This is a genomic window from Streptomyces sp. NPDC030820 (assembly GCF_055572075.1).
Genome location: NZ_JBVIEB010000009.1, coordinates 393,557 through 415,711, shown reverse-complemented (window position 1 = coordinate 415,711; position 22,155 = coordinate 393,557). Strand labels below are relative to the sequence as shown.

The following is a 22,155-nucleotide window of genomic DNA, read 5'->3' as shown; positions in this document are numbered from 1 at the left end:
TCCAGCCGGCGTGCGGCCGTGCGGAAGGTGCCGTGCGGCTGCTCGGCCGTGCCCTCCGAGCGCGGGAAGAACTCGTACCAGGAGCCGTACAGGGCCCGCTCCCGCTCCACCAGCAGCGGCATGGGATCGGAGGCGGTGACCAGCTCCCGCAACGGATGACGGGCCAGCAGATCCTTCACCTCCGGTGCCAGCGCCGCCGCGAAGCGCCAGACGGCCGGCCGGTTCTCGTTCCGCAGGGCCGACACGACGTTTTGCAGGACCGGCCGTTGCCCTTCCGGGATGCCGTCGGCCGCCCGCTCGTACAGCCGCGCGCCCTCCTCCAGGACCAGTTCGGTGTCGATGCCCGCCGGGATCTTGATACCGGCATGGTGCTGCCAGGTGGCGACCGGGTCGGACCAGGCCTCCACCGTGTAGGTCCAGCGGCCCGGCTCACCCGCGGTGACGGTGGCGCCCCAGCGGTCGGTGCCCGGGGCGAGTTCGCGCATCGGCGTCCACGGCCCGGGCCGGCCGGCCGGGTCGCGCAGCACCACGTTCGCGGCGACGGCGTCGTGCCCCTCCCGGAAGACGGTGGCGGACACCTCGAACGACTCACCGGTCACCGCTTTGGCCGGCCTGCGCCCGTGCTGCACCACGGGGCGTACGTCGAGGACGGGGATACGGCCGATGACGGTGTCCGGGGGACCGGTCGGGGCTTGGGCGGGGCCGGGCACGTCGGCGGCGTCCTTTACGGATTTCTTGCCCGTTGTTTTCTTGGCCGGTTGCCTGGCCGGTTTCTTGGCCGGTCGCCTGGCCGGTTTCTTCGCGGCCTGTTCGGCCTGTTCGGCCTGTTCGGCCTGTTCGGCCGGCTCGGCCGGCGCTGCCGCTGCCGAGGCGTTGCTGCTTGTCGGGGGTGCTGACGAATGGTGCGTGGCGGGCATGACCGCTCCTGTCCGCGTCAACGTGGGTGTGGGCGGATGGATGTGGTGAGGTGGGTCCTGCGGAGGTGCTGTGGGACGCCTGTGGGTTCGTACCGGAGGAGCCTTCCCACCCTGTTCGGGTGGGCAATCCGGAACTTTGTTAACTACTCCCGCGTATGTCCACCCACAAGACCGGCCCCTTTCACCGGCCCCCATTTCCGGATGCCCGCAGGCCGGCTCCCCACGCCCCGACACCCCCGCCGGACGCGTCCCCACCGACCCCCGGGTAACCCACTACCGTCGAGGGTGACGACGAGACGTACAGCGCCGTGCGTCTCACTCCGCAACGCGTCCGAGGTGGAAGTGTGAAGGCGATCCGTCGGTTCACCGTCCGTCCCGTTCTCCCCGAACCTCTGCGACCACTGAGCGACCTGGCGCGCAATCTGCGCTGGTCATGGCATGCGGAAACGCGCGATCTGTTCCAGTCCGTGGACCCCGAGGCGTGGGCCGCCGCCGGGGGTGACCCGGTGCGGATACTGGGCCGGGTACGGCCGGCGCGGCTGGCCGAGCTGGCCGCCGACCGGCGCTTCCTGCGCCGCCTCACCGCGGTCGCCGACGACCTCGACGACTATCTGACCGGCGACCGCTGGTACCAGACCCAGGCGGACGGCATGCCCGCGGCCATCGCCTACTTCTCCCCGGAGTTCGGCATCACGGCCGCGCTGCCCCAGTACTCCGGCGGCCTCGGCATCCTGGCCGGGGACCATCTGAAGGCGGCCAGCGATCTCGGCGTACCCCTGATCGGTGTCGGATTGTTGTACCGGCACGGGTACTTCCGGCAGACCCTGTCCCGCGACGGCTGGCAGCAGGAGCACTACCCGGTGCTCGACCCCAACGAGCTGCCCCTCACCCAGCTGAAGGAGACCGACGGCGCCCTGGCGCAGGTCTCGCTCGCGCTGCCCGGTGGCAAGGCGCTGCGCGCCCGGATCTGGCTGGCCCAGGTGGGCAGGGTGCCGCTGCTGCTGCTCGACTCGGACGTGGAGGAGAACGACCTCGGCGAACGCGGGGTGACCGACCGGCTCTACGGCGGCGGCAGCGAGCACCGGCTGCTGCAGGAGATGCTGCTCGGGATAGGGGGTGTCCGGGCGGTACGGACGTACTGCCGGCTCACCGGGCACCCCGAGCCTGAGGTGTTCCACACCAACGAAGGGCACGCGGGGTTCCTGGGCCTGGAGCGGATCGCCGAACTGTGCGAGAGAGGGCTGGATTTCGACTCGTCCCTGGAGGCCGTGCGCGGCGGCACGGTCTTCACCACCCACACCCCCGTCCCGGCCGGCATCGACCGCTTCGACCGGGAGCTGGTCGCCCGGCACTTCGGGGCGGACGCCGAGCTGCCCGGCATCGACGTACAGCGGATTCTGACCCTCGGCATGGAGACGTACCCCGGCGGCGAGCCGAACCTGTTCAACATGGCCGTGATGGGGCTCAGGCTGGCCCAGCGGGCCAACGGGGTGTCGCTGCTGCACGGTCAGGTGAGCCGGGACATGTTCGCGGGCCTGTGGCCGGGATTCGACGCCGAGGAGGTGCCGATCACCTCGGTGACCAACGGGGTGCACGCGCCGACCTGGGTCGCCCCGGAGGTGCTGCGGCTCGGCGCCCGGCAGGTCGGCTCCGAGCGGGCCGAGGACGCGCTGACCGTCGGCGGCTCCGAGCGCTGGGACTCGGTGGCGGAGATCGAGGACCAGGAGATCTGGGAGCTGCGCCGCACCCTGCGCGAACAGCTGGTGCTGGAGGTGCGGGAGCGGCTGCGGGCGTCCTGGCGGCAACGGGGCGCGGGCGATGCCGAGCTGGGCTGGATCGACGGCGTGTTGGACCCGGACGTCCTGACGATCGGGTTCGCGCGCAGGGTCCCGTCGTACAAACGCCTGACGCTGATGCTGCGGGACCGAGACCGCCTGATGGAGCTGCTCCTGCATCCGGACCGCCCGATCCAGATCGTCGTGGCGGGCAAGGCGCACCCGGCGGACGACAGCGGCAAGCGCCTGGTGCAGGAGTTGGTCCGCTTCGCGGACGACCCACGGGTCCGCCACCGGATCGTCTTCCTCCCCGACTACGGCATGGCGATGGCGCAGAAGCTCTACCCCGGCTGTGACATCTGGCTGAACAACCCGCTCAGGCCCCTGGAAGCTTGTGGGACGAGCGGAATGAAAGCCGCGCTGAACGGGTGCCTCAACCTCTCCGTCCTGGACGGCTGGTGGGACGAATGGTTCCAGCCGGACTTCGGCTGGGCCATCCCGACGGCGGACGGCGCGGGCACGGACCCGGACCGCCGCGACGACATCGAGGCGGCGGCGCTCTACGACCTGCTGGAGCAGCGGGTGACTCCGCGCTTCTACGAGCAGGGCCGGGCCGGCCTCCCCGACCGCTGGATCCAGATGGTCCGCCAGACCCTCACCCTGCTCGGTCCCAAGGTGCTGGCCGGCCGCATGGTCCGCGAGTACGTCGACCGCCTCTACGTCCCCGCCGCGCAGGCCCACCGCGCACTGACCCCGGACACGGCGAGCGACCTGGCCGCCTGGAAGACCCGGGTCCGGGCGGCCTGGCCCGGGGTGAGCGTCGACCACGTGGAGACGACAGCGCCGACGGCCACGGCGGAGTTGGGCTCGACGGTGGGGCTCAGGGTCCGGGTGGCCCTCGGCTCGCTGACTCCGGACGACGTCGAGGTCCAGGCGGTGTCGGGCCGGGTGGACGCGGAGGACCACATCACGGACGCGACGGTGGTCCCCCTGAAGCCGACCGGTGCCCCGGATCTGGAGGGCCGCGTGTTGTACGAGGGTCCGCTGGCCCTGGACCGCACCGGCCCGTACGGCTACACGGTCCGCATTCTCCCGGCCCACCGGCTGCTGGCCTCTGCCGCCGAGCTGGGTCTGGTGGCGGTGCCGTCGGAGGAGGTGGTGGAGGGGGCGGGGGTGTTGTTGCGGTAGGGGCTACTGCGGGGTGCGCTGCGGCGCTGTCTTCAGGGCTTCGACGAAGAGGGCGAAGGATCCGGCCGGGACGGTGAGGGTGCCGACGGCCGGGTCCTTGGAGTCGCGGATGGATGTGTGGGTGGGGGTGGTGGCGATCTCGACGCAGTTGTTGCCATCGTCGGGGCCCGAGTAGGACGACTTCCGCCAGTTGTCGGGGGTGTCCATGGGATGCCTCACAGCTCTTGCGCCAGCTTGTGGATGAAGTCGCGCGACCGGTCTGGGTCGAGCGATACGGCCTCCACCTTACGGAAGCGCGTTCGATAGGTACTGAGCTGAGCTTCCGAGTCGATGAAGACAGAACCGTGAGGTGCGTCCCGTACCACGGTGTCCAGCTTGGGCAGGGGGCCACCCACGTACGTCATCGTGCTGGAGGGTCTGGCGAAGCGGTGACGGTGTGCCGCCGCACCCTGCGCCTGATCCTGACCCTGCACGGGTTGATCGGGCTGGTCGACACCGCCGAACTGCTGGCGGCGGAGCTGGTGTCGAATGCGGTGCGGCACACGAAGGGGCCTGCGGCGTTGAGGGTGCGGCGTACGGCGGAGGGGGTGGTGTGGATCGGGGCGTGGGACAGCGACCCGGCGCCGCCGGATCCGCCGCGTCCGCTGGAGCGGGTGGGGGAGCTGGAGTTGGAGGAGGGGAGGGGGCTGGGGCTGGTGGAGGCGTGTGCGGAGTGCTGGGGGTGGCAGCCGACGGCTCGGTTCGGGGATCGGGGGAAGTTCGTGTGGTGCGAACTTGCGGCGGCGTAGCTCGTTGATCACGGCGATGGAAAGGAGAGCTGATGGTCGGCTCGTCGCATGAGGCGTTGCACCGGATCTTCCAGAAGGATCCGACGCTGCTGACGAAGGCGTTACAGAAGGTGCTGCGCGTGCCGTTCCCCGAGCCTCGGGAGATCGCGGCGCTGAACGTGGACCTCACCGAGATCGAACCGGTCGAGCGCCGGGTGGACACGCTGTTGCGGGCGGAGACGGACGAGGGCACGTATCTGCTGGTGGTGGAGTCGCAGGGGAAGGTGGACGACCGCAAGCGGGGCAGCTGGCCGTATTACCTGAGCTACCTGTACGAGAAGTACCGCTGTGAGCCGGTGCTGATCGTCATCACCCAGAGCAGCAGGACCGCGGAGTGGGCCTCGCGCCCGATCCGGCTCGGCTTGAGGGAGTGGCACTCGCTGACGGTACGGCCTCTCGTGCTCGGCCCGGACAACGTGCCGGTGATCGCGGACGAGCGGCAGGCCGAGAAGGACGTCCCCCTTGCGGTGCTGTCGGCCATGACGCACGGGCGTGGACCGCAGACTCCGGCCATACTGGAATCCCTGGCCGCCGCCCTGCGGACCATCGACCCGGACAGTGCCGCAGTCTTCGTGCAGTTCGTCGACTCATGCCTGGCCGACCCCCAGGCGAAGCAGATGTGGAGGGATTTGATGACGGCGATCCAGTACTTCTGGCGACACCCGCTGGCCGAGCAGGTACGCGCGGAAGGCCGGGAACAAGGCCGGGCTGAGGCCAAGGCTGAGATGGTCCTGCACATCCTGGAATGGCGCGAGCTTCCCGTGCCCGACGCCGTCCGTGAGCGAGTAGAGGCTTGCACGGACCTCGATCAACTGGAGGTCTGGGCCCAGCGAGCCGTCCACGCCACGGACGCGGCGGAGCTGTTCACGGAGGAGTGAACAAGTAGCCGTTGGGCCGCTCGCTTCTCGGCCAGTGTCGTGCTTCCGCGAGGTGCGTCAAGGGCGCTGCGCGTCGGCTTCGCCGATGGCCCTCCGGGCCACCCTTGACCCACCTCGCTCCACCACGGGGAAGAAGCGAGCGAGCAGCCCGGAAGGGCAGTGGCCCTGACCGGTACCGGGCCCTGGGGTCGGCTGGATGCGTTCCGTCGGTCAGGGGCGCGGTCGCGTCTCGCAGGCACGCCGGGTGGGTTCGGCGGCTGCTGCCGATGGCGGTGCCACGATTGGCAGATTCGTTCCAGGGGGCTGAGTAGACGCGCAGGTCTGGCTGGGCGACGGAGCCTTTGGGTGGAACAGATCTGCCAACCGTTGCGTCGATCTTGGACCGCCTCCTGCCGCGGACGGGCAGCGACCGTCACCTCATGCCTCGGACAGGCCCTCGCACAGCCTGCGCAGCACCGTCCCGCAGCGGCGGGCGTACGCGTGCTGCAGGCCCCGGGTCGCCGGGCCGGCCGCCCTTGCGTACCACTTGGCCGGTTTGCTGAAGGCGGCCACCGTCAGCCAGACCGTGCCGTCTCCCGTGCGGTCGACCACGAAGGCCTCCTCGCCGCATTCGGGGTGGCCCTCCAGGGTGCCGTAGGCCCAGCCTGCCCGGCGGGGTTCCTCGGTCGTCCAGATGATGCGGCAGGGGGCCTTGATCAGGGCGGCCAGGGTGACCGTGACGTCCACGCCGGGGGCCGCTCGCTCGGCGGTGGCCTCTATCCCCACGCCCAGGGCGCGGTGCATCTCCCAGGTGAGGACCGCCTCGGCGGCGCGCTGGAAGAGCTTCTGGCCCTCGCCGAGGCGGGTGCGGACGTGCAGGGGGTGGAAGCCGGGCGGGCAGTACGTCAGGTCGTCGCGGGTCGCGCCGACCGGCTCGTAGGTGAAGGGCGCCGAGGACATGGGTCACAAGGGTAGGGCGGCGCCCGGAGGGTCCTCCCCCCGGGTGCCGCCCGTCCTCAGCCGTGCGCGCGTCAGCTGACGTTGACCGCCGACCAGGCTGCGGCCACCGCGTTGTACTCGGTGCTGCCGGAGCCGTACAGCGCCGCCGCCGCGCTCAGCGTGCCCGTGCGGGCCGCCTTGTAGTCCGTCGTCGACGTGAAGTACGTGGTCAGCGCCTTGTACCAGATCTGCAGCGCCTTGGCGCGGCCGATACCGGTGACCGTGGAGCCGTTGGACGTCGGGGAGTTGTACGTCACTCCGTTGATCGTCTTCGAACCGCTGCCCTCCGACAGGAGGTAGAAGAAGTGGTTCGCCACGCCCGACGAGTAGTGGACGTCCAGGTTGCCGACCGACGAGGACCAGTAGTCGGCGCTGCCGCCGTCCTTGCTGGGCTTGTCCATGTAGCGCAGCGGGGTGCCGTCGCCGTTGATGTCGATCTTCTCGCCGATGAGGTAGTCACCGGGGTCGGAGGCGTTGTTCGCGAAGAACTCCACGCCCGTGCCGAAGATATCCGAGGTGGCCTCGTTCAGGCCGCCCGACTCGCCGGAGTAGTCCAGGCCCGCCGTGTTCGCGGTGACGCCGTGGCTCATCTCGTGGCCGGCCACGTCGAGCGAGGTCAGCGGGTGGGTGTTGCTGGAGCCGTCGCCGTAGGTCATGCAGAAGCAGCTGTCGTCCCAGAAGGCGTTGACGTAGTTCCTGCCGTAGTGGACGCGGGAGTAGGCGCCGACGCCGTCGTCCTTGATGCCGCTGCGGCCGAAGGTGCTCTTGTAGAAGTCCCAGGTCTCCTGCGCGCCGTAGGCGGCGTCCGCGGCGGCCGTCTGGTCGCTGGAGGAGCTGGAGGCGGTGCCGGTGCCGAAGACGTTCGTCGAGTTGGCGACCAGGGTGCCCTTGCCCGAGGTCTTGCGGGCCAGGTTGTAGGTCTTGTGACCGCCGCGGGAGGCGTCGGTCAGGTTGTACGACGAGCCCGACTGGGTGGTGGTGAGGCTGACCGTGCCCGAGTACAGCGTCTTGCCGGTGCCGGTCGCGTTCTCGACGCCCTGGTACTCGAAGAGCTTCTTGCCGGTGGCGGCGTCGGTGATGACGTGCAGCTGGTTCGGGGTGCCGTCGTCCTGCAGGCCGCCGACGACGGTCTCGTAGGCGAGGACGGGCTTGCCGGAGCCGGCCCAGATCACCTTGCGCGCGCCGTCCGCGGAGGACTTGGCGGAGCCGAGGGTCCTGGCGGCGGACACCGCCTGCTGCGCGGCCTTGGCGGCGGTGATCTGCGGCTTGAGCGAGGCCACCTTGATGGCCGCCTTGGTCGCCTTGGTGACGCCCTCGGTCCTGCCGGATCTGGCGGTGTGGACGACGAGGTCGCCGCCGAGCACCGGGAGGCCGGCGTAGGTGCGCTCGTAACGGGTGTGGACGGTGCCGTCGGCGTCCTTGACGACGTCCTTGACGATCAGCTTCTCCTTGGCGCCGAGGCCTATCTGCTGCGCGGTCTCGGCCGCGCCGGCCTGCGCCTTCTGTATCAGAGAGGTGCGGGCGGCGGCGGACAGCGCGGTCGGCGCGGCGCCGGGGGCCGGGCTGCTCTTGCCGGCGGCCGTCGCGGTGGTGGTCAGACCGGTGGAGAGCAGGGCTCCGGCGGCGACGGCGGTGGCGACGGCCAGAGTGGCGCGCTTGTGACGCGTGTAGCGGGGGGTCACGCAAGCTCCTTCTCGTGGGGAGTCCGGTCAGCGTGGGGTTACTGGCCGGAGAGGTGGGGTGAAGCTCTGCGGCGGGTGAAGGAAGGGTGACATCAGGGACGCGTACATGTCAGGTCCCCGAAGTGATGTTGGCCGGAAGTCAACTGTCCGGGAAACATTTCAGGTGTGTTAACCGGCGCCGTCCGAGGGTGCCGCATCCTCGAACGGCGCCCAGTTCCCGGGCATTTGGCGGTCGATTTACGGGAACGTCAGCTTCCAGCCGTTGAGCGTTCCGGTGTCGTAGGTGGCCTGATCCTGCACCCTCAGTTTCCAGGTGCCGTTGGCCGGTTCGGCGGAGGCGTTGACCGTGTAGGTCTGCTTCACGTTGTCCGCCGAGTCCGAGGAACTGAAGTTCTTCAGACGGTAGGCGGTGCCCGACGGACCGACGAGGTCGATCACCAGGTCACCCCGCCAGGTGTGCGTGATGTCGACGTACACCTGGAGGTTGCCCGGCGCGTTCCCCGTCCTGCCGGAGACCGTGATGTCCGAGGTGACGGCGGGCCCGTTGTCCGGGATGGCGACGGAGGTGTTGCTCTCGTACGTCGTACCGCCGCCACCGCCTCCGCCGCCCCCGTCGGAGCGGGAACCGACCGCCACGGCCGCCCAGGCGTCCTGCACCGCCTTGTACTCGGTGCTGGAGGTGCCGTACAGCTCACCGGCCGCCGCGAGGGTGCCGGTGCGGGCGCCGGCGTAGTCGGTGGTGGAGGTGAACTTGGTGGTCAGCGCCCGGTACCAGATCTGCAGCGCCTTGTCCCGGCCGATGCCGGTGACCGGAAGCCCGTCCGCGGTCGGCGAGTCGTAGCTGACGCCGTTGATCACCTTGGCGCCGCTGCCCTCCGACAGGAGGTAGAAGAAGTGGTTCGCGACGCCGGACGAGTAGTGGACGTCGAGGTCGCCGACGCCGTCGTACCAACTGTCCGCCGAGCCGCCGTCCTTGCTGGGCTTGTCCATGTAGCGCAGCGGGGTGCCGTCGCCGTTGATGTCGATCTTCTCGCCGATGAGGTAGTCACCGGGGTCGGACGAGTTGTTGGCGTAGAACTCCACGCCGGTGCCCATGATGTCGCTGGTCGCCTCGTTCAGGCCGCCGGACTCACCGCTGTACTCCAGGCCGGCGGTGTTGGAGGTGACGCCGTGGCTCATCTCGTGTCCCGCGACGTCGAGCGAGGTCAGCGGGTCGGCGTTGTTCGAGCCGTCGCCGTAGGTCATGCAGAAGCAGCCGTCGTCCCAGAAGGCGTTCACGTACGAATTGCCGTAGTGGACGCGGGAGTAGGCGCCGACGCCGTCGTTCTTGATGCCGCTGCGGCCGAAGGTGCTCTCGTAGAAGTCCCAGGTCTCCTGCGCGCCGTAGTGGGCGTCGGCGCCCGCGGTGGCGGCGTTGGAGTTGGTGCCGTTGCCCCAGGTGTCGTTGCTCTGCGAGAACAGGGTGCCGGTGCCCGAGGTGCCGTGGTTCAGGTTGTAGGTCTTGTGGCCGCCGCGCGCGCCGTCGTTCAGCGTGTACGTCGAGCCCGACTGGGTCGTCGTCAGCTGCACCTGCCCGCTGTACCGGGTGTTGCCGACGCCGGTCTCGATGCCCTGGTACTCGTAGAGCTTCCTGCCGGTGGCGGCGTCGGTGATGACGTGCAGCCGGTTCGGGGTGCCGTCGTCCTGCAGGCCGCCGACGACCGTCTCGTAGGCCAGGACGGGCTTGCCGGTCGCCGCCCAGATCACCTTGCGGACGCTGTCCGCGGCGGACTTCGTCCCGCCCCGGGCCTTGGCCCGCTGCACGGCCTGCTTCTCCGCCGCGGCCTTCGACACGGCCGGGGTGAGACCGGCGACCTTCAGGGTGGCGCCGGTGGCCTTGATGACGTCCATGGTCTTGCCGGTCTTGTTGCTGTCCACCACCAGGTCGCCGCCGAGCACCGGAAGGCCCGCGTAGGTGCGTTCGTAGCGGGTGTGCAGGGTGCCGTCGGCGTCCTTGACGACGTCCTTGACGACCAGCTTCTCCTTGGCGCCGAGGCCGAGGGAGCGGGCGGTGGCGGCCGTCGTGGCGTCGGCCTGGCGTATCAGCTCCACGCGCTGCGAGGGCGTGAGCTTCACCGCGACATGGGCCGGATTCACCTTGCCGGGCCGCGGTTCGGCCGGTGCGGCACTGGCCGCGCCGGACTGGACGGCGGCGGCGATCAGGGCGGCGACGCCCGCGAGGGCGACGGTGGCGGTACGACGCGGGGTGTGGGGGGTGCGTCTGCGAGAGGAACTGCTTCTCAACACTGACTCCTTCTGCGTGGCCGCTGGTCGCACGGCCAGGGGAGACCGGACGGTGGGTTGGGGTCGTCCGGGCAGAACTGGGCGGTACGCGGAACCAGGTGCAGGCCGGCTCGCACGAGCAGGTGTGACTGTGGGGTTGCTGTGAGTCGGCTTGGGAAGAGTGACAGGGGATCAGCGCATCTGTCAGGACCGCGTCACAAACTTGGCCGGAAATGGTCCGTTGACCGGATGTTCATGTTCGATATGCGGAATCGTCACCAGGGCGCCCTGGCCCCAGCTGCCCCCTCCGGGGCCGCCAGCCAGTAGGCGCTGGGGCGCAGCGACTCGGCCGGGTAGAGCACGACTGCGTCCGCCGCGCGCGAAGGCGGCAAGGAACTCGGCTTCCGTCAGCTGCGGTCGGACCGAGTCCCGGACGTAGATGTCCAGTACCGACGACACGTCCCCGGCGACCGTCTCCATGCCGCAGAGCACGAGCTCGTCCCGGTCGCGCCGTTCCTGGTCGGTGTGCTCGTCGGCGACACCCACGTCCGCCGCCCGCACGCCCAGGCACCGGGCGAGCGACTCCGCGAGGGCGTCCGCGGACAGCAGGCGTGAGACGAGGACGTCGTAGATCACGAAGGCCCGTTCGCCAGGGGAGAGCTGGAGTCACCGTCGGTGTCGCCGTGCCAGGTGTGCCACAGCGCCGCGTAGGCGCCGTCGGCCGTCACCAGGTCCTCGTGCGTGCCCAGTTCCGTGAGGCGCCCGTTCTCCATGACCGCCACCCGGTCGGCGTCGTGGGCCGTGTGGAGGCGGTGGGCGATGGCGATGACCGTGCGGCCCTCCAGGACGGCGGCGAGGGCGCGTTCGGCGTGCCGGGCCGTCGTGGGGTCCAGCAGGGCGGTCGCCTCGTCGAGGATCAGGGTGTGCGGGTCGGCCAGCACCACCCGGGCCAGGGCGAGTTGCTGGGCCTGGGAGCCGTCGGTGGCGCAGCCGCCCGCGCCCAGCCGGGTGTCGAGACCCGCCGGCAGGTCCCGGACCCAGTCGTCGGCGCCGACCGCCGCGAGCGCCGCCCACAGGTCGGCGTCCGCGGCCACCGGCTCGGCGATCAGCAGGTTGTCGCGGACCGTGCCGAGGAAGACGTGGTGCTCCTGCGTGACCAGCACCACCTGGCGGCGCAGCAGCTCCGGTCCCAGGTCGGCGACCGGCACGCCGCCCACCGTCACGGTGCCGGTGCCGGGCCGGTCGATGCCCGCGAGGAGCCGGCTGAGCGTCGTCTTCCCGGCACCGGAGGGGCCCACCACCGCGAGCCGTTCCCCGGGCCGTACCGTCAGATCCACCCCGCGCAGCACCTCGCCGCCGCGCTCATAGGCGTACCGGACGCCGCGTACGTCGATCCGGTCGTCGACCGGGACGGGGGAGCAGGCCCCGGTCTCCCCCTGCGGGCCCTGTGCCGGCCCCGCGGTGTCCCCACGCGGCGCCTGCGCCGACCCCGCGGTCTGCACCGGAGGCGTCTGTGCCAGCCCCTCCACGCGAGCGAACGAGGCGCTGCTGCTCTGCAGTTGCTCCACACGCATCAGGATCTGGTCCAGCGGCTCGGTGAACTGCCGCAGGTACAGCGCCGCGGCCACCACCGCGCCGACCCCGACCGCGCCCCGCTGGTGCAGCCAGCCGCCGAGCAGCAGCACGCCCACCACGGGCACCGTGTACGTCACCTCGACCGCCGGGAAGAACACGGTCCGCAGGAACAGTGTGTAGAAACGGGTACGGCGGGACTCCTCCAGCGCGTCCCGGCTCGCCGCCACCCGCCGATCGCCCAGCCCGAACGCCTCGACCGTCCGCGCCCCGCTCGCCGTAGCGGCGACGATCTCCGCGACCTGGGACGTGGCCGCGCCCTCGGCGAGATAGCCGTCCCGGGCGCGCCGCAGATACCAGCGCAGTGCCAGCCAGATCGGGGTCAGCCCGAGCAGTCCGAACGCCCCGAGCAGCGGGTCGAGCGCGAACACCGCGACCAGCACGAACAGCGCCTGCACGGTGTTGACCAGCAGCTCCGGGCCGACGTCCCGCAGCGTGGTGCCGACGGTCGCCACGTCCGCCGTGCCGCGCGCCGTCAGATCACCGGTGCCGGCCCGCTCCACCACGGACGCGGGCAGCGCCAGCACCCGCTCGACGTACTCCTCGCGCACCCGGGCCAGCGTCCGCTCCCCGAACCGGTACCCCACGAACCGCGCCCACCGGGCCAGCAGCAACTGGGCCAGCGCGCACACCACGATCCACGGCGCGAGCCGGTCCACCGCGCCGACGCCCTGCCCGGCCCGCACGTCGTCCACGATCCTGCCGACCAGCCAGGGCCCGACCAGCCCCGCCCCCGCCGCGAGCGCGTTCAGCAGCAGCGCGGCGACGAACGCCCGTCCGTCGGCACGCACCAGCCGCAGCACGGCCCGCCGCACCCGAGCCCGGTCGGCGACCGGCAACAGACCTTCAGCCGCCGTCACCGTACGACCCCTTCCGTGTCCCGGGGCGCGAGATCCCGGAGCGCGAGTGCCCGGCAGTCCGGCCTCGGGCCGGTCGCCCTCGATGCAGCTCCTTGGCCGCCGGCATCGCAGGGCCCCTTCCGCATGCCGGCAGCCTGCGCCCCCAGCCCGTGGCCGCTGCCACGGTCCCTGGCCGCCGTCACCGTACGACCCCCTCCGTGTCCCGGGCCACGAGCGCCCGGTAGCCCGGCTCCGCCGTGAGCAGGCGGCGGTGCGGGCCGCTCGCCGTGACCTTTCCGTCGACCAGGAACACGACCGTGTCCGCGTGGTCCAGGATCAGCGGCGAGGTGGACGTCACCAGCGTCGTACGGCCCTCCCGCGCCTCGCGCAGCCGGCGCGCGACCGTCGCCTCGGTGTGCGCGTCCAGCGCCGAGGTCGGTTCGACCGCGAGCAGCACCTCGGGGTCGGCGAGCAACGCCCGTACCAGCCGCACCCGTTGGCGCTGGCCGCCCGACAGGCTGCGGCCCTGGCCGGACACCGGCGAGTCCGGGCCCTTCGGCAGCCCGCGTACGACGTCCTCGGCGGCCGCCGCGTACAGTGCCCGGCCGAGTTGCGCCTCGTCGGCGGTGTGCCCGGCGGCCACGACCTCCCGCAGCGGTCCGGCGAACAGGTCGGCCTCGTTGTCCGCGACCAGGATCCGCCCGCGCACGTCCGCCAGCGGGACGGCGTCCAGCCGTACCCCGCCCCAGGTGGCGTCGGTCGGCCCGAAGCGGCCGAGCCGGTCCACCACGGCGGCCGCCTCGGCGGGCCGGGCGGTGGCCAGTGCGGTCAGCCGGCCGGGCACCACCCGCACTCCCGACGCCGGATCGTGCAGCTCCGCCGGTGCCCCGGGCGCCGGCAGCGTGCCCTCGTCCGGCTCCGGCTCCAGTCGCAGCAGCCCAACGACCCGGCGCGCGGCCACCACGCCCCGGTTCAGGTCGTAGGCCATCTCCACGAAGAAGGCGACAGGGCCGATCAGTACCGCGACATAGCCGTACACGGACACCAACTCGCCGACCGAGATGGCCCCTTGGGCCGCGAGGCGCGCCGCGAGCCAGGTCACCACGGCGAGGAACAGGGTGGGCAGGCCCACGCCGAGCGCCTGCACCCAGCTGGCCACCGCGCCCACCCGGTAGCCCTGCGCACGCAGCCGCTGCGAGTCCTGCCGGAAGGCGTCCGCGAACAGCCCCTTGCCGCCGAGACCGTTGAGGACGCGCAGCCCGCCCGCGAGATCGCCGATGCGCGCGGTCAGCACGCCCTGCCGTTCCCGGTACGAGGTCTCCGCACCCTGCAGCCGCAGCGTCAGCGGCCCGGTGACCAGCGCGATCACCGGCAGCCCCAGCAGGACGACGGCGGCCAGCGGCGCCGATACCGCCAGCAGCAGGCCCGCCACCACGACGTAGACCACGGCCGAGCCGACGCCCGGGCCGACCACGGTCAGCGCCTGTGCGATGGTCTTCACATCGCCGACGCCGATCGTCACCACCTCACCGGTCCCGGCCCGGCGCGGCAGCGTGGCCCCGAGCCGCACCACATGCCCCACGACCACCTTCACCGTGCGGAAGTTGGCATCCATCCGCACCCGGGTCATGGTGCGGTGCCGCATGATGCTCAGCCAGGCGTTCACCGACCCGACCCCGAACATCACCCCGGCCCATGCGGCCAGCACCCCCAGCCGCCCCGGCACCAGCCCCTCGTCCACGGCCCGCGCCAGCAGATACGGCTGCGCGGCCAGCAGCACCATCCACACACTGCCCAGCAGCGCCCCGGCCACCGACCGCCCCGGCTGACGCAGCACCAGCCACCACAGATACCGCCAGCCGCCGCGCGTGTCCGGGCTGCCCGGGTCCTCGTACGCGTCGATCATCCATCCCCCGATCGGCTCGGCCCCCGCCTTGGAAAACGTCGAACTCGGGACACATCGAACGTATCGGGGGCGGGGACGGTTGCTCCAGCCAATAAAGGCAGGGGCGTTCCACCCGAGGATCCCCGATCGGTTGACGCCGGCCTACGACCTCGGTGTGCGGAGGCTCGAACAGGCAGGTCGTAGGACCAACGGCCGACCCGGGTCCGGCCGAAACTCAGTGGGCGATGTCAGTGCCGATCCGTACGCTCGCGAGTGATGCCCACGACACGTGCAACCACCGAGGACCGTTCCGCCGTTCGTACCCTGCTGCGGCTGTGGCCGTACGTCCGCCCCGTGCGGGCGCGGCTGTTCACGGCCGCGTTCGTCGCGATCGTGGCCTCCTGCACCGGGCTGGTGATCCCGCTCGTCCTGAAGTGGATCGTGGACGGGCCGGTCGCCGACCGGGACCCGGCAGGCGTCTGGCTCGGCGCGCTGTATCTGCTCCTCCTCGGGATCGCCGAAGCGGTCCTGTTCGGCATACGGCGCTGGCTGGTGGCCCGTCCGCTGTCGCACGTCGAGGCGGAGATGCGGGCGAGTCTCTACGGCCGTCTGCAGCGGCTGCCCGTCGCCTTCCACGACCGCTGGGCCTCCGGCCAGCTGCTGTCGCGGGGCACGACCGATCTGATGCTGCTGCGTATGTTCCTCGCCTTCCCGCTGACGTTCCTGCTGGTCAACGGGGTCACGATTCTGGTCGGCGTGGTGATCATGCTGATGCAGGACTGGGTGCTGGGCCTGGTCATCCTCGGTCCGGCGATCCCCGTGATGTGGACCTGCGCGGTCTTCGAGCGGCGGTACGCCCTGGTGGCGCGGCGCGCCCAGGACCAGGTGGGTGACCTGACGACGGTGGTCGAGGAGAGCGTGCTCGGCATCCGCATCATCAAGGGCTTCGGCCGGCACCGCAGCCAGGCGCGCGCCTTTCGCGAGCTGGCGGTCACCCTGCGCGGCACGGAGCTGCGCAAGGCGCGGCTGCTCGCCATGATCTGGGGTGTCATCGTGACGCTTCCGGAACTGGCGATCGGGGCGGCGCTGGTGCTGGGTGCCGTCCGGGTGGCCGACGGTGGGCTGTCGGCCGGGACGCTGGTGGCCTTTCTGAGCACCGCACTTGCGCTGCGGTGGCCCGTCGACTCCATCGGGTTCCTGCTGGCGATGAGCCAGGAGGCGGCGACGGCGACGGAACGGTACTTCGAGGTGATGGACGAGGTGAGGGAGGACGACACGGTGGCCCCCCGCGAGCGCGGGCAGGCACGGCCGACCGACGCCGGACTCCGCTTCGAGAACGTCCTGTTCCGCTACCCCGACGCACCCCCCGACTCCCCGCCCCTCCTCACCCACATCGACCTCCACGTCCGCCCCGGCGAATCCATGGCCCTCGTCGGCGCGACCGGCAGCGGCAAGACCACCCTCACCGCCCTGGTCCCCCGTCTGCACGAGGTCACCTCGGGCCGGATCACCCTCGACGGCGTCGACATCACGGCGATGCCCCGCGAGGAACTGCGCGCCAAGGTCGCCGTCGCCTTCGAGGAACCCACCCTGTTCTCCACGAGCGTCGGCGAGAACGTACTGATGGGAGCCCCCGACGGTGCCGGAAAACCGGACCTCGACCGCGCGCTCGCCGTCGCGCAGGCCGACTTCGCGCACGCCCTCCCCCAGGGCACCGACACCCGCGTCGGCGAGCAGGGCCTCAGTCTCTCCGGCGGCCAGCGGCAGCGTCTCGCGCTGGCCCGCGCGGTGGTCGGCAGACCGGAGTTCCTGGTGCTGGACGACCCGCTGTCCGCCCTGGACGTGCACACGGAGGCCGCCGTCGAGGCCGCGCTGCGGCAGGTCCTCGCCGACACCACCGCGCTGATCGTGGCCCACCGCCCGTCGACCGTGCTGCTCGCCGACCGGGTCGCCCTGCTCTCGGGCGGCCGGATCGCCGCCGTCGGCACCCATCAGGAACTGCTGCGCAGCAACGCCGAGTACGCGCATCTGATGTCCGGAGACTTCGAGGACACGGAGGACTCCCGTTGACCACCACGACCGCCTCCACTCCCACCGCCGAGGACGACGAACTCCCCGGCCCGCACGGTCAGGGCACCGGCGGCGACTCGGGTGACGTCTTCGACCGGGACGTACTGCCCGCGCCGCCCGGCGCCACGGCCGCCCTGCTGCGCTCCCTGCTCGCGCCCCTGAAGGCCCGGGCCGCGCTGACCACGCTCCTGCTGCTGCTTCAGCAGGCGGCGGTGCAGGTGGGCCCGCTGCTGGTGGCGTACGCCATCGACAGCGCCGTACCGGCGTTCCGGGACCACCGGCACGGCCCGCTGATCGCGGTCGGCGTCGGCTATCTGCTGTGCGCCCTCGCCTCCGGCGTGCTGCAGTTCGCGTTCATCGAGACCTCCGCCCGGGTCAGCCAGGACGTGCTGCTGGATCTGCGGGGCCGGATCTTCCGGCACGCGCAGGCGCTGAGCGTCGACTTCCACGAGCGGTACACGTCCGGCCGGCTGATCTCCCGCTCCACCACCGATGTGGAGTCGCTGCGCGAACTCCTCAACGACGGGCTCCAGGAGCTGGTGACCGTAGTGCTGTCCTTCGTCTACATCTCGGCGATGCTGCTGTGGCTGGACCTCTCCCTGGGCGCGGTCGCGGTGGCCTCCTTCGTGCCGCTGTACCTGCTCGTGCGGATGTACCAGCGGCGGGCGGGGCGGGTGTACCGGGCGCGGTCGACGGCGATCGCGGCGGTGATCGTGAAGTTCGTGGAGACGATGAACGGCATCCGCCCGGTGCGGGCCTTCCGGCGGGAGGCGGCGAACGACGCCGAGTTCGCCGTGCTCAACCGGCGGCACGAGCGGACGAACGGGGACGCGCTGCTGGAGATGGCCCGCTATGTGGTCGGCTCCCGCCTGGTGGCCAACACGGCGGTCGCGGGGATCGTGCTGTGGGGCGCCTACCGGGTGGCGTCCGGCTCGCTGGAGCTGGGTGTGCTGGCGGCGGCGGTGCTGTATCTGCGCCGGCTGTACGACCCGATCGACCGCCTGGGGATGTTCCTGAACTCCTACCAGTCGGCCGCCGCCTCCCTGGAGAAGGTCGCCGGGCTGCTGGCCCAGACCCCGTCCGTGCCGGAGCCGGCGGCGCCCCGGGAACTCCCGCCGCTCGCGGGGGACTTGCCGGGGCGCGAGGTCGTCTTCGAGGGGGTCCGGTTCGGCTACCGTACCGGCGGCGAGGTGCTGCCCCGCTTCGATCTGACCCTGCCGGCCGGGCAGACGGTCGCCGTGGTCGGCTCCACGGGCGCCGGAAAGTCCACGCTCGCCAAGCTCCTCGCCCGTTTCTACGACCCCTCCGACGGCCGTGTGCTGCTGGACGGGGTGGATCTGCGCGAGCTGCCGGTGCCGGAACTGCGGCGCGGGGTGGTCATGGTGACCCAGGAGGCGTTCCTGTTCTCCGGCACGGTCGCCGACAACATCGCCATCGGCCGGCCCGACGCCACCCGGGAGGAGATCGAGCGGGCGGCGAAGGCGATCGGCGCGCACGAGTTCATCAGCGCCCTGCCCGACGGCTACGACACCGACGTCCGCAAGCGCGGCGGGCGCATCTCGGCCGGCCAGCGCCAACTGGTCGCCTTCGCCCGGGCGTTGCTCGCCGATCCGGCGGTGCTGATCCTGGACGAGGCGACCAGCTCCCTGGACATCCCGGGGGAGCGGGCCGTGCAGCGGGCGATGTCGACGGTGCTGCGGGGCCGTACGGCGGTGGTGATCGCGCACCGGCTGTCGACCGTGGAGATCGCGGACCGGGTGCTGGTGATGGAGCACGGGCGGATCGTCGAGGACGGCCGCCCGGACGAGCTGATCGGCGGCACGGGCCGGTTCGCGGATCTGCACAGGGCGTGGCGGGACAGTCTGGCCTAGGTGCGTGGTTCAGCGGGTGTTCACCCGGGCTATGGTGGGTGGTTGACGGGCGATCACTCAGGCTGTGGTGGGTAGTTGACGACCCATCACGTCGATGTCGGCGCACGCCCAGGCCTCTTCGCCGGGCGTGCCGTCAAGCCTGCGTCAAGGTCTTGCCTCGCGCCGCTCTCGCGCGGATAAACGTTCAACCAAAGGGACTCTCGTTCGGGCAAAGGGGTCTACTCGCATAGATGATTCCGGTGCTGTCATGCTCACGACCGCCCGGACTTCTGCCGGGCACCGCACCGGGAGACCCCACATGTCCCGAATACCGCGCCCCCTGGTGACCACCCTCTCCTCCCTCGCCCTCGCCGCAGCGGGCCTCACCGTCTCCACCGGCTCCGCCCACGCCGCCAGTTGCAGCCAGGACTACCTCCCCCTGCCCGACCCGGTCTGTACGCCCGGGGACCTCAACCCCGACGTCACCCAGGACACCATCGACTCGACCATCTGCGTCTCCGGCTGGACCGCGACCGTACGGCCCCCCAGCTCCTACACCACCGCGCTGAAGAAGAAGCAGATCGCCGAGTACGGCTACTCCGACACCAGCCTCTCCGACTACGAGGAGGACCACTTCGTCCCGCTCGAACTCGGCGGCGCCCCGAGGAGCGAGGAGAACCTCTGGCCCGAGCCGCACTACGGCGACGAGACCTCCTCGAACAAGGACACCGTCGAGAACAAGCTGAAGAGGGCCGTGTGCGCCGGTGACGTCAGCCTCTCCGACGCCCAGAACGCCATCATGACCGACTGGACGACGGCCCTGTCCAGCCTCGGCCTGAGCTGAGCGTTCAACTCCGCGCGGGGGCCGGTGTCCTCTCCCCGGAGGAACCGGCTCCCCTCGCGTCCGAGGGCACGCCGGGAGAGCGGCCCGGAGCCTGCTCCGTCCTCACGCAAACTCTCACCCAGCCCAGGCCACCCTCAGCAGCAGCACCGCCCGCCCCGGCACCATGATCTCCGTGCCCGCCGGGTGGACCGTGCCCGGCGGCTCGGCCTGGTCCTCCCGGGAGGTGTCCACGATCACCTCGTACCGGTCCGCCCAGGGCTGACCCGGCAGCACGAAGACCGTCGGCTCCTCACCCGCGTGCAGGATCGCGAGGAAGCTGTCGTCCGCCACCGGTGCGCCCCGCTCGTCGCGGCCCGGGATGTCCCGGCCGGAGAGGTACATGCCGAGCGTGGCCGCGGGGGCGTACCAGTCGCCCTCGGTCATCTCCGTGCCCCGCGCGGTGAACCAGGCCAGGTCCCGCAGCCCGTCCGCCGAGTGGGCGCGGCCGGAGAAGAAGGCGCGGCGGCGCAGCACCGGATGCCGGTGGCGCAGGGCGATCAGCCGGCAGGCCAGGTCGAACAGGGGCCGCCAGGCCGGGTCGTCCAGCAGGGACCAGTCCAGCCAGCTGATCTCGTTGTCCTGGCAGTACGCGTTGTTGTTGCCGCGCTGGGTACGGCCGAGCTCGTCGCCGGCCACCAGCATGGGCACGCCGGTGGACAGCAGGAGGGTCGTCAGCAGGTTCCTGAGCTGACGGCGGCGCAGGGCCCGTACCCGCTCGTCCGCCGTCTCGCCCTCGACCCCGCAGTTCCAGGAGCGGTTGTCGTCACTGCCGTCGCGGTTGCCCTCGCCGTTGGCCTCGTTGTGCTTGCGCTCGTACGACACCAGGTCGCGCAGGGTGAACCCGTCGTGCGCGGTGACGAAGTTGACCGAGGCGTACGGCCGCCGACCGCCCCAGGCATACAGGTCGCTGGAGCCGGACAGGCGGTAGCCCATCTCGCGGACGTCCGGCAGGGCGTGCCGCCAGAAGTCGCGGACGGCGCCCCGGTAACGGTCGTTCCACTCCGTCCACAGCGGCGGGAAGGCGCCGACCTGGTAGCCGCCCGAGCCGATGTCCCACGGTTCGGCGATCAGCTTGACGCGCCTGAGCACCGGGTCCTGGGCGATGACCGCCAGGAACGGAGACAGCATGTCGACGTCGTGCATCGAGCGGGCCAGTGCCGCCGCGAGGTCGAAGCGGAAGCCGTCCACGCCCATCTCCGTCACCCAGTAGCGCAGCGAGTCGGTGATCAGGCGCAGCACCTGGGGCTGGACGACGTGCAGGGTGTTGCCGCAGCCGGTGTAGTCGGCGTACCGGCGGGCGTCGTCCTGGAGCCGGTAGTAGCCGCGGTTGTCGATGCCCTTCAGCGAGAGGGTGGGCCCCAACTCGCCCGCCTCGGCCGTGTGGTTGTAGACCACGTCGAGGATGACCTCGATGCCGGCCGCGTGCAGCGCCCGCACCATCCGCTTGAACTCGCCGACCTGCTGGCCCGTCGTACCGGAGGCCGCGTAGGCGGCGTGCGGGGCGAAGTAGCCGATGGAGTTGTAGCCCCAGTAGTTCCTCAGACCCCGGCGCAGCAGGTGGTCCTCGTGCGCGAACTGATGGACGGGGAGCAGCTCGACGGCCGTGACGCCCAGCCGCACCAGGTGCTCGATCGCCGCCGGGTGCGCGAGGCCGGCGTAGGTGCCGCGCAGCTCCTGGGGGATGCCGGGGTGCAGTTTGGTGAAGCCGCGTACGTGCAGCTCGTAGATGACGGAGTCGGCCCACGGGGTCTTCGGCCGGCGGTCGTCCTCCCAGTCGTCGTCATCGTCGACGACCACACCCTTCGGCACGTACGGCGCCGAGTCCCGGTCGTCGCGCACGGTGTCCGCCACACGCTGCTCCGGCCAGTCCCGGACGTGCCCGTACACCTCCGGCGGCAGGCCGAACTCCCCGTCGACGGCTCGCGCGTACGGGTCCAGCAGCAGCTTGGCCGGGTTCCAGCGGGCGCCGGTCCACGGGTCCCAGCGGCCGTCCACCCGGTAGCCGTACCGCTGCCCCGGCATCACGCCCGGCACGAAGCCGTGCCAGATCTCGTGCGTCAGTTCGGTCAACTGGATCCGGGTCTCGCGGCCCCGCTCGTCGAACAGGCACACCCGGACCGCCTCGGCTCCGGCCGCCCACAGCGCGAAGTTGGTGCCCGCGACCCCGTCCGGGCCGACCCGGAACCGGGCCCCCAGCGGCGTCGGGGCGCCCGGCCACACCACCGGGGCCGGCACCGCGGCGCGCCGGGCGCCGTTCACCCCGGCCGGCTGCTGCCCGGTCCCGGCGGCCGGCTCCCCGGCCGGTGCCCGCTGCTCGGCTGCGCTCGTCACCTGTCGGCCCCTCTTTCAGTGGCTCCCCGGGGCGGCGCGGCCGGCCGCACCGAAGAGCCGAGGCTGCCCCGCAGCATCCTCGGCCGCCCGGTACGGCTGCGCCCCGACGGTCGGCGGCGCCCTCTGGATCGCGCTTGCACGTCCCTTTCAGCCGATCC

Annotated in this window: 15 protein-coding genes and 1 pseudogene; 6 read left to right on the top strand and 10 right to left on the bottom strand. The window is 71.5% G+C overall.

Annotated features, from left to right (window positions below; genetic code table 11):
- On the bottom strand, positions 1-917 hold a 917-nt coding region (locus tag ACZ418_RS26435), incomplete at its 3' end, for a maltotransferase domain-containing protein (protein WP_468367388.1).
- 344 nt (positions 918-1,261) lie between these two features.
- Here ACZ418_RS26435 and ACZ418_RS26430 point away from each other — a divergent pair.
- On the top strand, positions 1,262-3,880 hold the full coding sequence (locus ACZ418_RS26430; protein ID WP_468367385.1) for a glycosyltransferase family 1 protein: 2,619 nt from the start codon (positions 1,262-1,264) through the stop codon (positions 3,878-3,880).
- Positions 3,881-3,883: 3 nt separating this feature from the next.
- Here the strand turns inward: ACZ418_RS26430 and ACZ418_RS26425 are convergent, their stop codons facing one another.
- Together ACZ418_RS26425 and ACZ418_RS26420 are read right to left on the bottom strand one after the other, a co-directional pair.
- Entirely contained in the window at positions 3,884-4,087 is a 204-nt protein-coding gene (locus tag ACZ418_RS26425; protein ID WP_468367383.1) for a DUF397 domain-containing protein, read from the bottom strand.
- A gap of 8 nt (positions 4,088-4,095) precedes the next feature.
- Positions 4,096-4,305, bottom strand: a pseudogene (locus tag ACZ418_RS26420) (Scr1 family TA system antitoxin-like transcriptional regulator); the annotation flags it as partial.
- Positions 4,306-4,308: 3 nt separating this feature from the next.
- On the opposite strand from ACZ418_RS26420, the gene ACZ418_RS26415 reads away from it, so the two are divergent.
- On the top strand, positions 4,309-4,668 hold the full coding sequence (locus ACZ418_RS26415) for an ATP-binding protein (RefSeq protein ID WP_468367380.1): 360 nt from the start codon (positions 4,309-4,311) through the stop codon (positions 4,666-4,668).
- A 32-nt stretch (positions 4,669-4,700) separates the two neighbouring features.
- Positions 4,701-5,585: an RpnC/YadD family protein gene (locus tag ACZ418_RS26410; RefSeq protein WP_468367377.1), complete on the top strand. Its 885-nt coding sequence runs from the start codon at positions 4,701-4,703 to the stop codon at positions 5,583-5,585.
- Between the two features lie 417 nt (positions 5,586-6,002).
- On the opposite strand, the gene ACZ418_RS26405 is transcribed toward ACZ418_RS26410, so the two are convergent.
- The 6 genes from ACZ418_RS26405 to ACZ418_RS26380 all read right to left on the bottom strand — a co-directional run bounded on the left by ACZ418_RS26405 (position 6,003) and on the right by ACZ418_RS26380 (position 14,884).
- Positions 6,003-6,524 (bottom strand): DUF1990 domain-containing protein, encoded by a 522-nt coding sequence (locus tag ACZ418_RS26405; protein WP_468367374.1) that lies wholly within the window; start codon positions 6,522-6,524, stop codon positions 6,003-6,005.
- A gap of 71 nt (positions 6,525-6,595) precedes the next feature.
- Positions 6,596-8,245: a M4 family metallopeptidase gene (locus ACZ418_RS26400; RefSeq protein ID WP_468367370.1), complete on the bottom strand. Its 1,650-nt coding sequence runs from the start codon at positions 8,243-8,245 to the stop codon at positions 6,596-6,598.
- Between the two features lie 237 nt (positions 8,246-8,482).
- Positions 8,483-10,528, bottom strand: a complete 2,046-nt coding sequence (locus tag ACZ418_RS26395) for a M4 family metallopeptidase (protein WP_468367367.1) — start codon at positions 10,526-10,528, stop codon at positions 8,483-8,485.
- Between the two features lie 183 nt (positions 10,529-10,711).
- Positions 10,712-11,143: a hypothetical protein gene (locus ACZ418_RS26390; protein WP_468367364.1), complete on the bottom strand. Its 432-nt coding sequence runs from the start codon at positions 11,141-11,143 to the stop codon at positions 10,712-10,714.
- A complete protein-coding gene (locus ACZ418_RS26385; RefSeq protein WP_468367361.1) occupies positions 11,140-12,999 on the bottom strand; it encodes an ABC transporter ATP-binding protein in 1,860 nt (619 codons plus the stop codon). Before ACZ418_RS26385 ends, ACZ418_RS26390 begins: the two co-directional genes overlap by 4 nt.
- A gap of 178 nt (positions 13,000-13,177) precedes the next feature.
- Positions 13,178-14,884, bottom strand: coding sequence for an ABC transporter transmembrane domain-containing protein (locus tag ACZ418_RS26380; protein WP_468367358.1), 1,707 nt, complete (start codon positions 14,882-14,884; stop codon positions 13,178-13,180).
- A 255-nt stretch (positions 14,885-15,139) separates the two neighbouring features.
- Between ACZ418_RS26380 and ACZ418_RS26375 the strand changes: the two genes are divergently transcribed.
- The 3 genes from ACZ418_RS26375 to ACZ418_RS26365 all read left to right on the top strand — a co-directional run bounded on the left by ACZ418_RS26375 (position 15,140) and on the right by ACZ418_RS26365 (position 19,627).
- The gene (locus tag ACZ418_RS26375; RefSeq protein ID WP_468367355.1) at positions 15,140-16,933 is read left to right on the top strand and encodes an ABC transporter ATP-binding protein; all 1,794 of its coding nucleotides are present in this window, start codon (positions 15,140-15,142) and stop codon (positions 16,931-16,933) included.
- Positions 16,930-18,804 (top strand): ABC transporter ATP-binding protein, encoded by a 1,875-nt coding sequence (locus ACZ418_RS26370; RefSeq protein ID WP_468367352.1) that lies wholly within the window; start codon positions 16,930-16,932, stop codon positions 18,802-18,804. Before ACZ418_RS26375 ends, ACZ418_RS26370 begins: the two co-directional genes overlap by 4 nt.
- Before the next feature lie 298 nt (positions 18,805-19,102).
- Entirely contained in the window at positions 19,103-19,627 is a 525-nt protein-coding gene (locus ACZ418_RS26365) for a hypothetical protein (protein ID WP_468367350.1), read from the top strand.
- 114 nt (positions 19,628-19,741) lie between these two features.
- On the opposite strand, the gene glgX is transcribed toward ACZ418_RS26365, so the two are convergent.
- Positions 19,742-21,997 carry a glycogen debranching protein GlgX gene (glgX, locus tag ACZ418_RS26360; protein ID WP_468367347.1) on the bottom strand — a complete coding sequence of 752 codons (2,256 nt, stop codon included), beginning with the start codon at positions 21,995-21,997 and terminating at the stop codon, positions 19,742-19,744.
- Between the last annotated feature and the right edge of the window lie 158 nt (positions 21,998-22,155).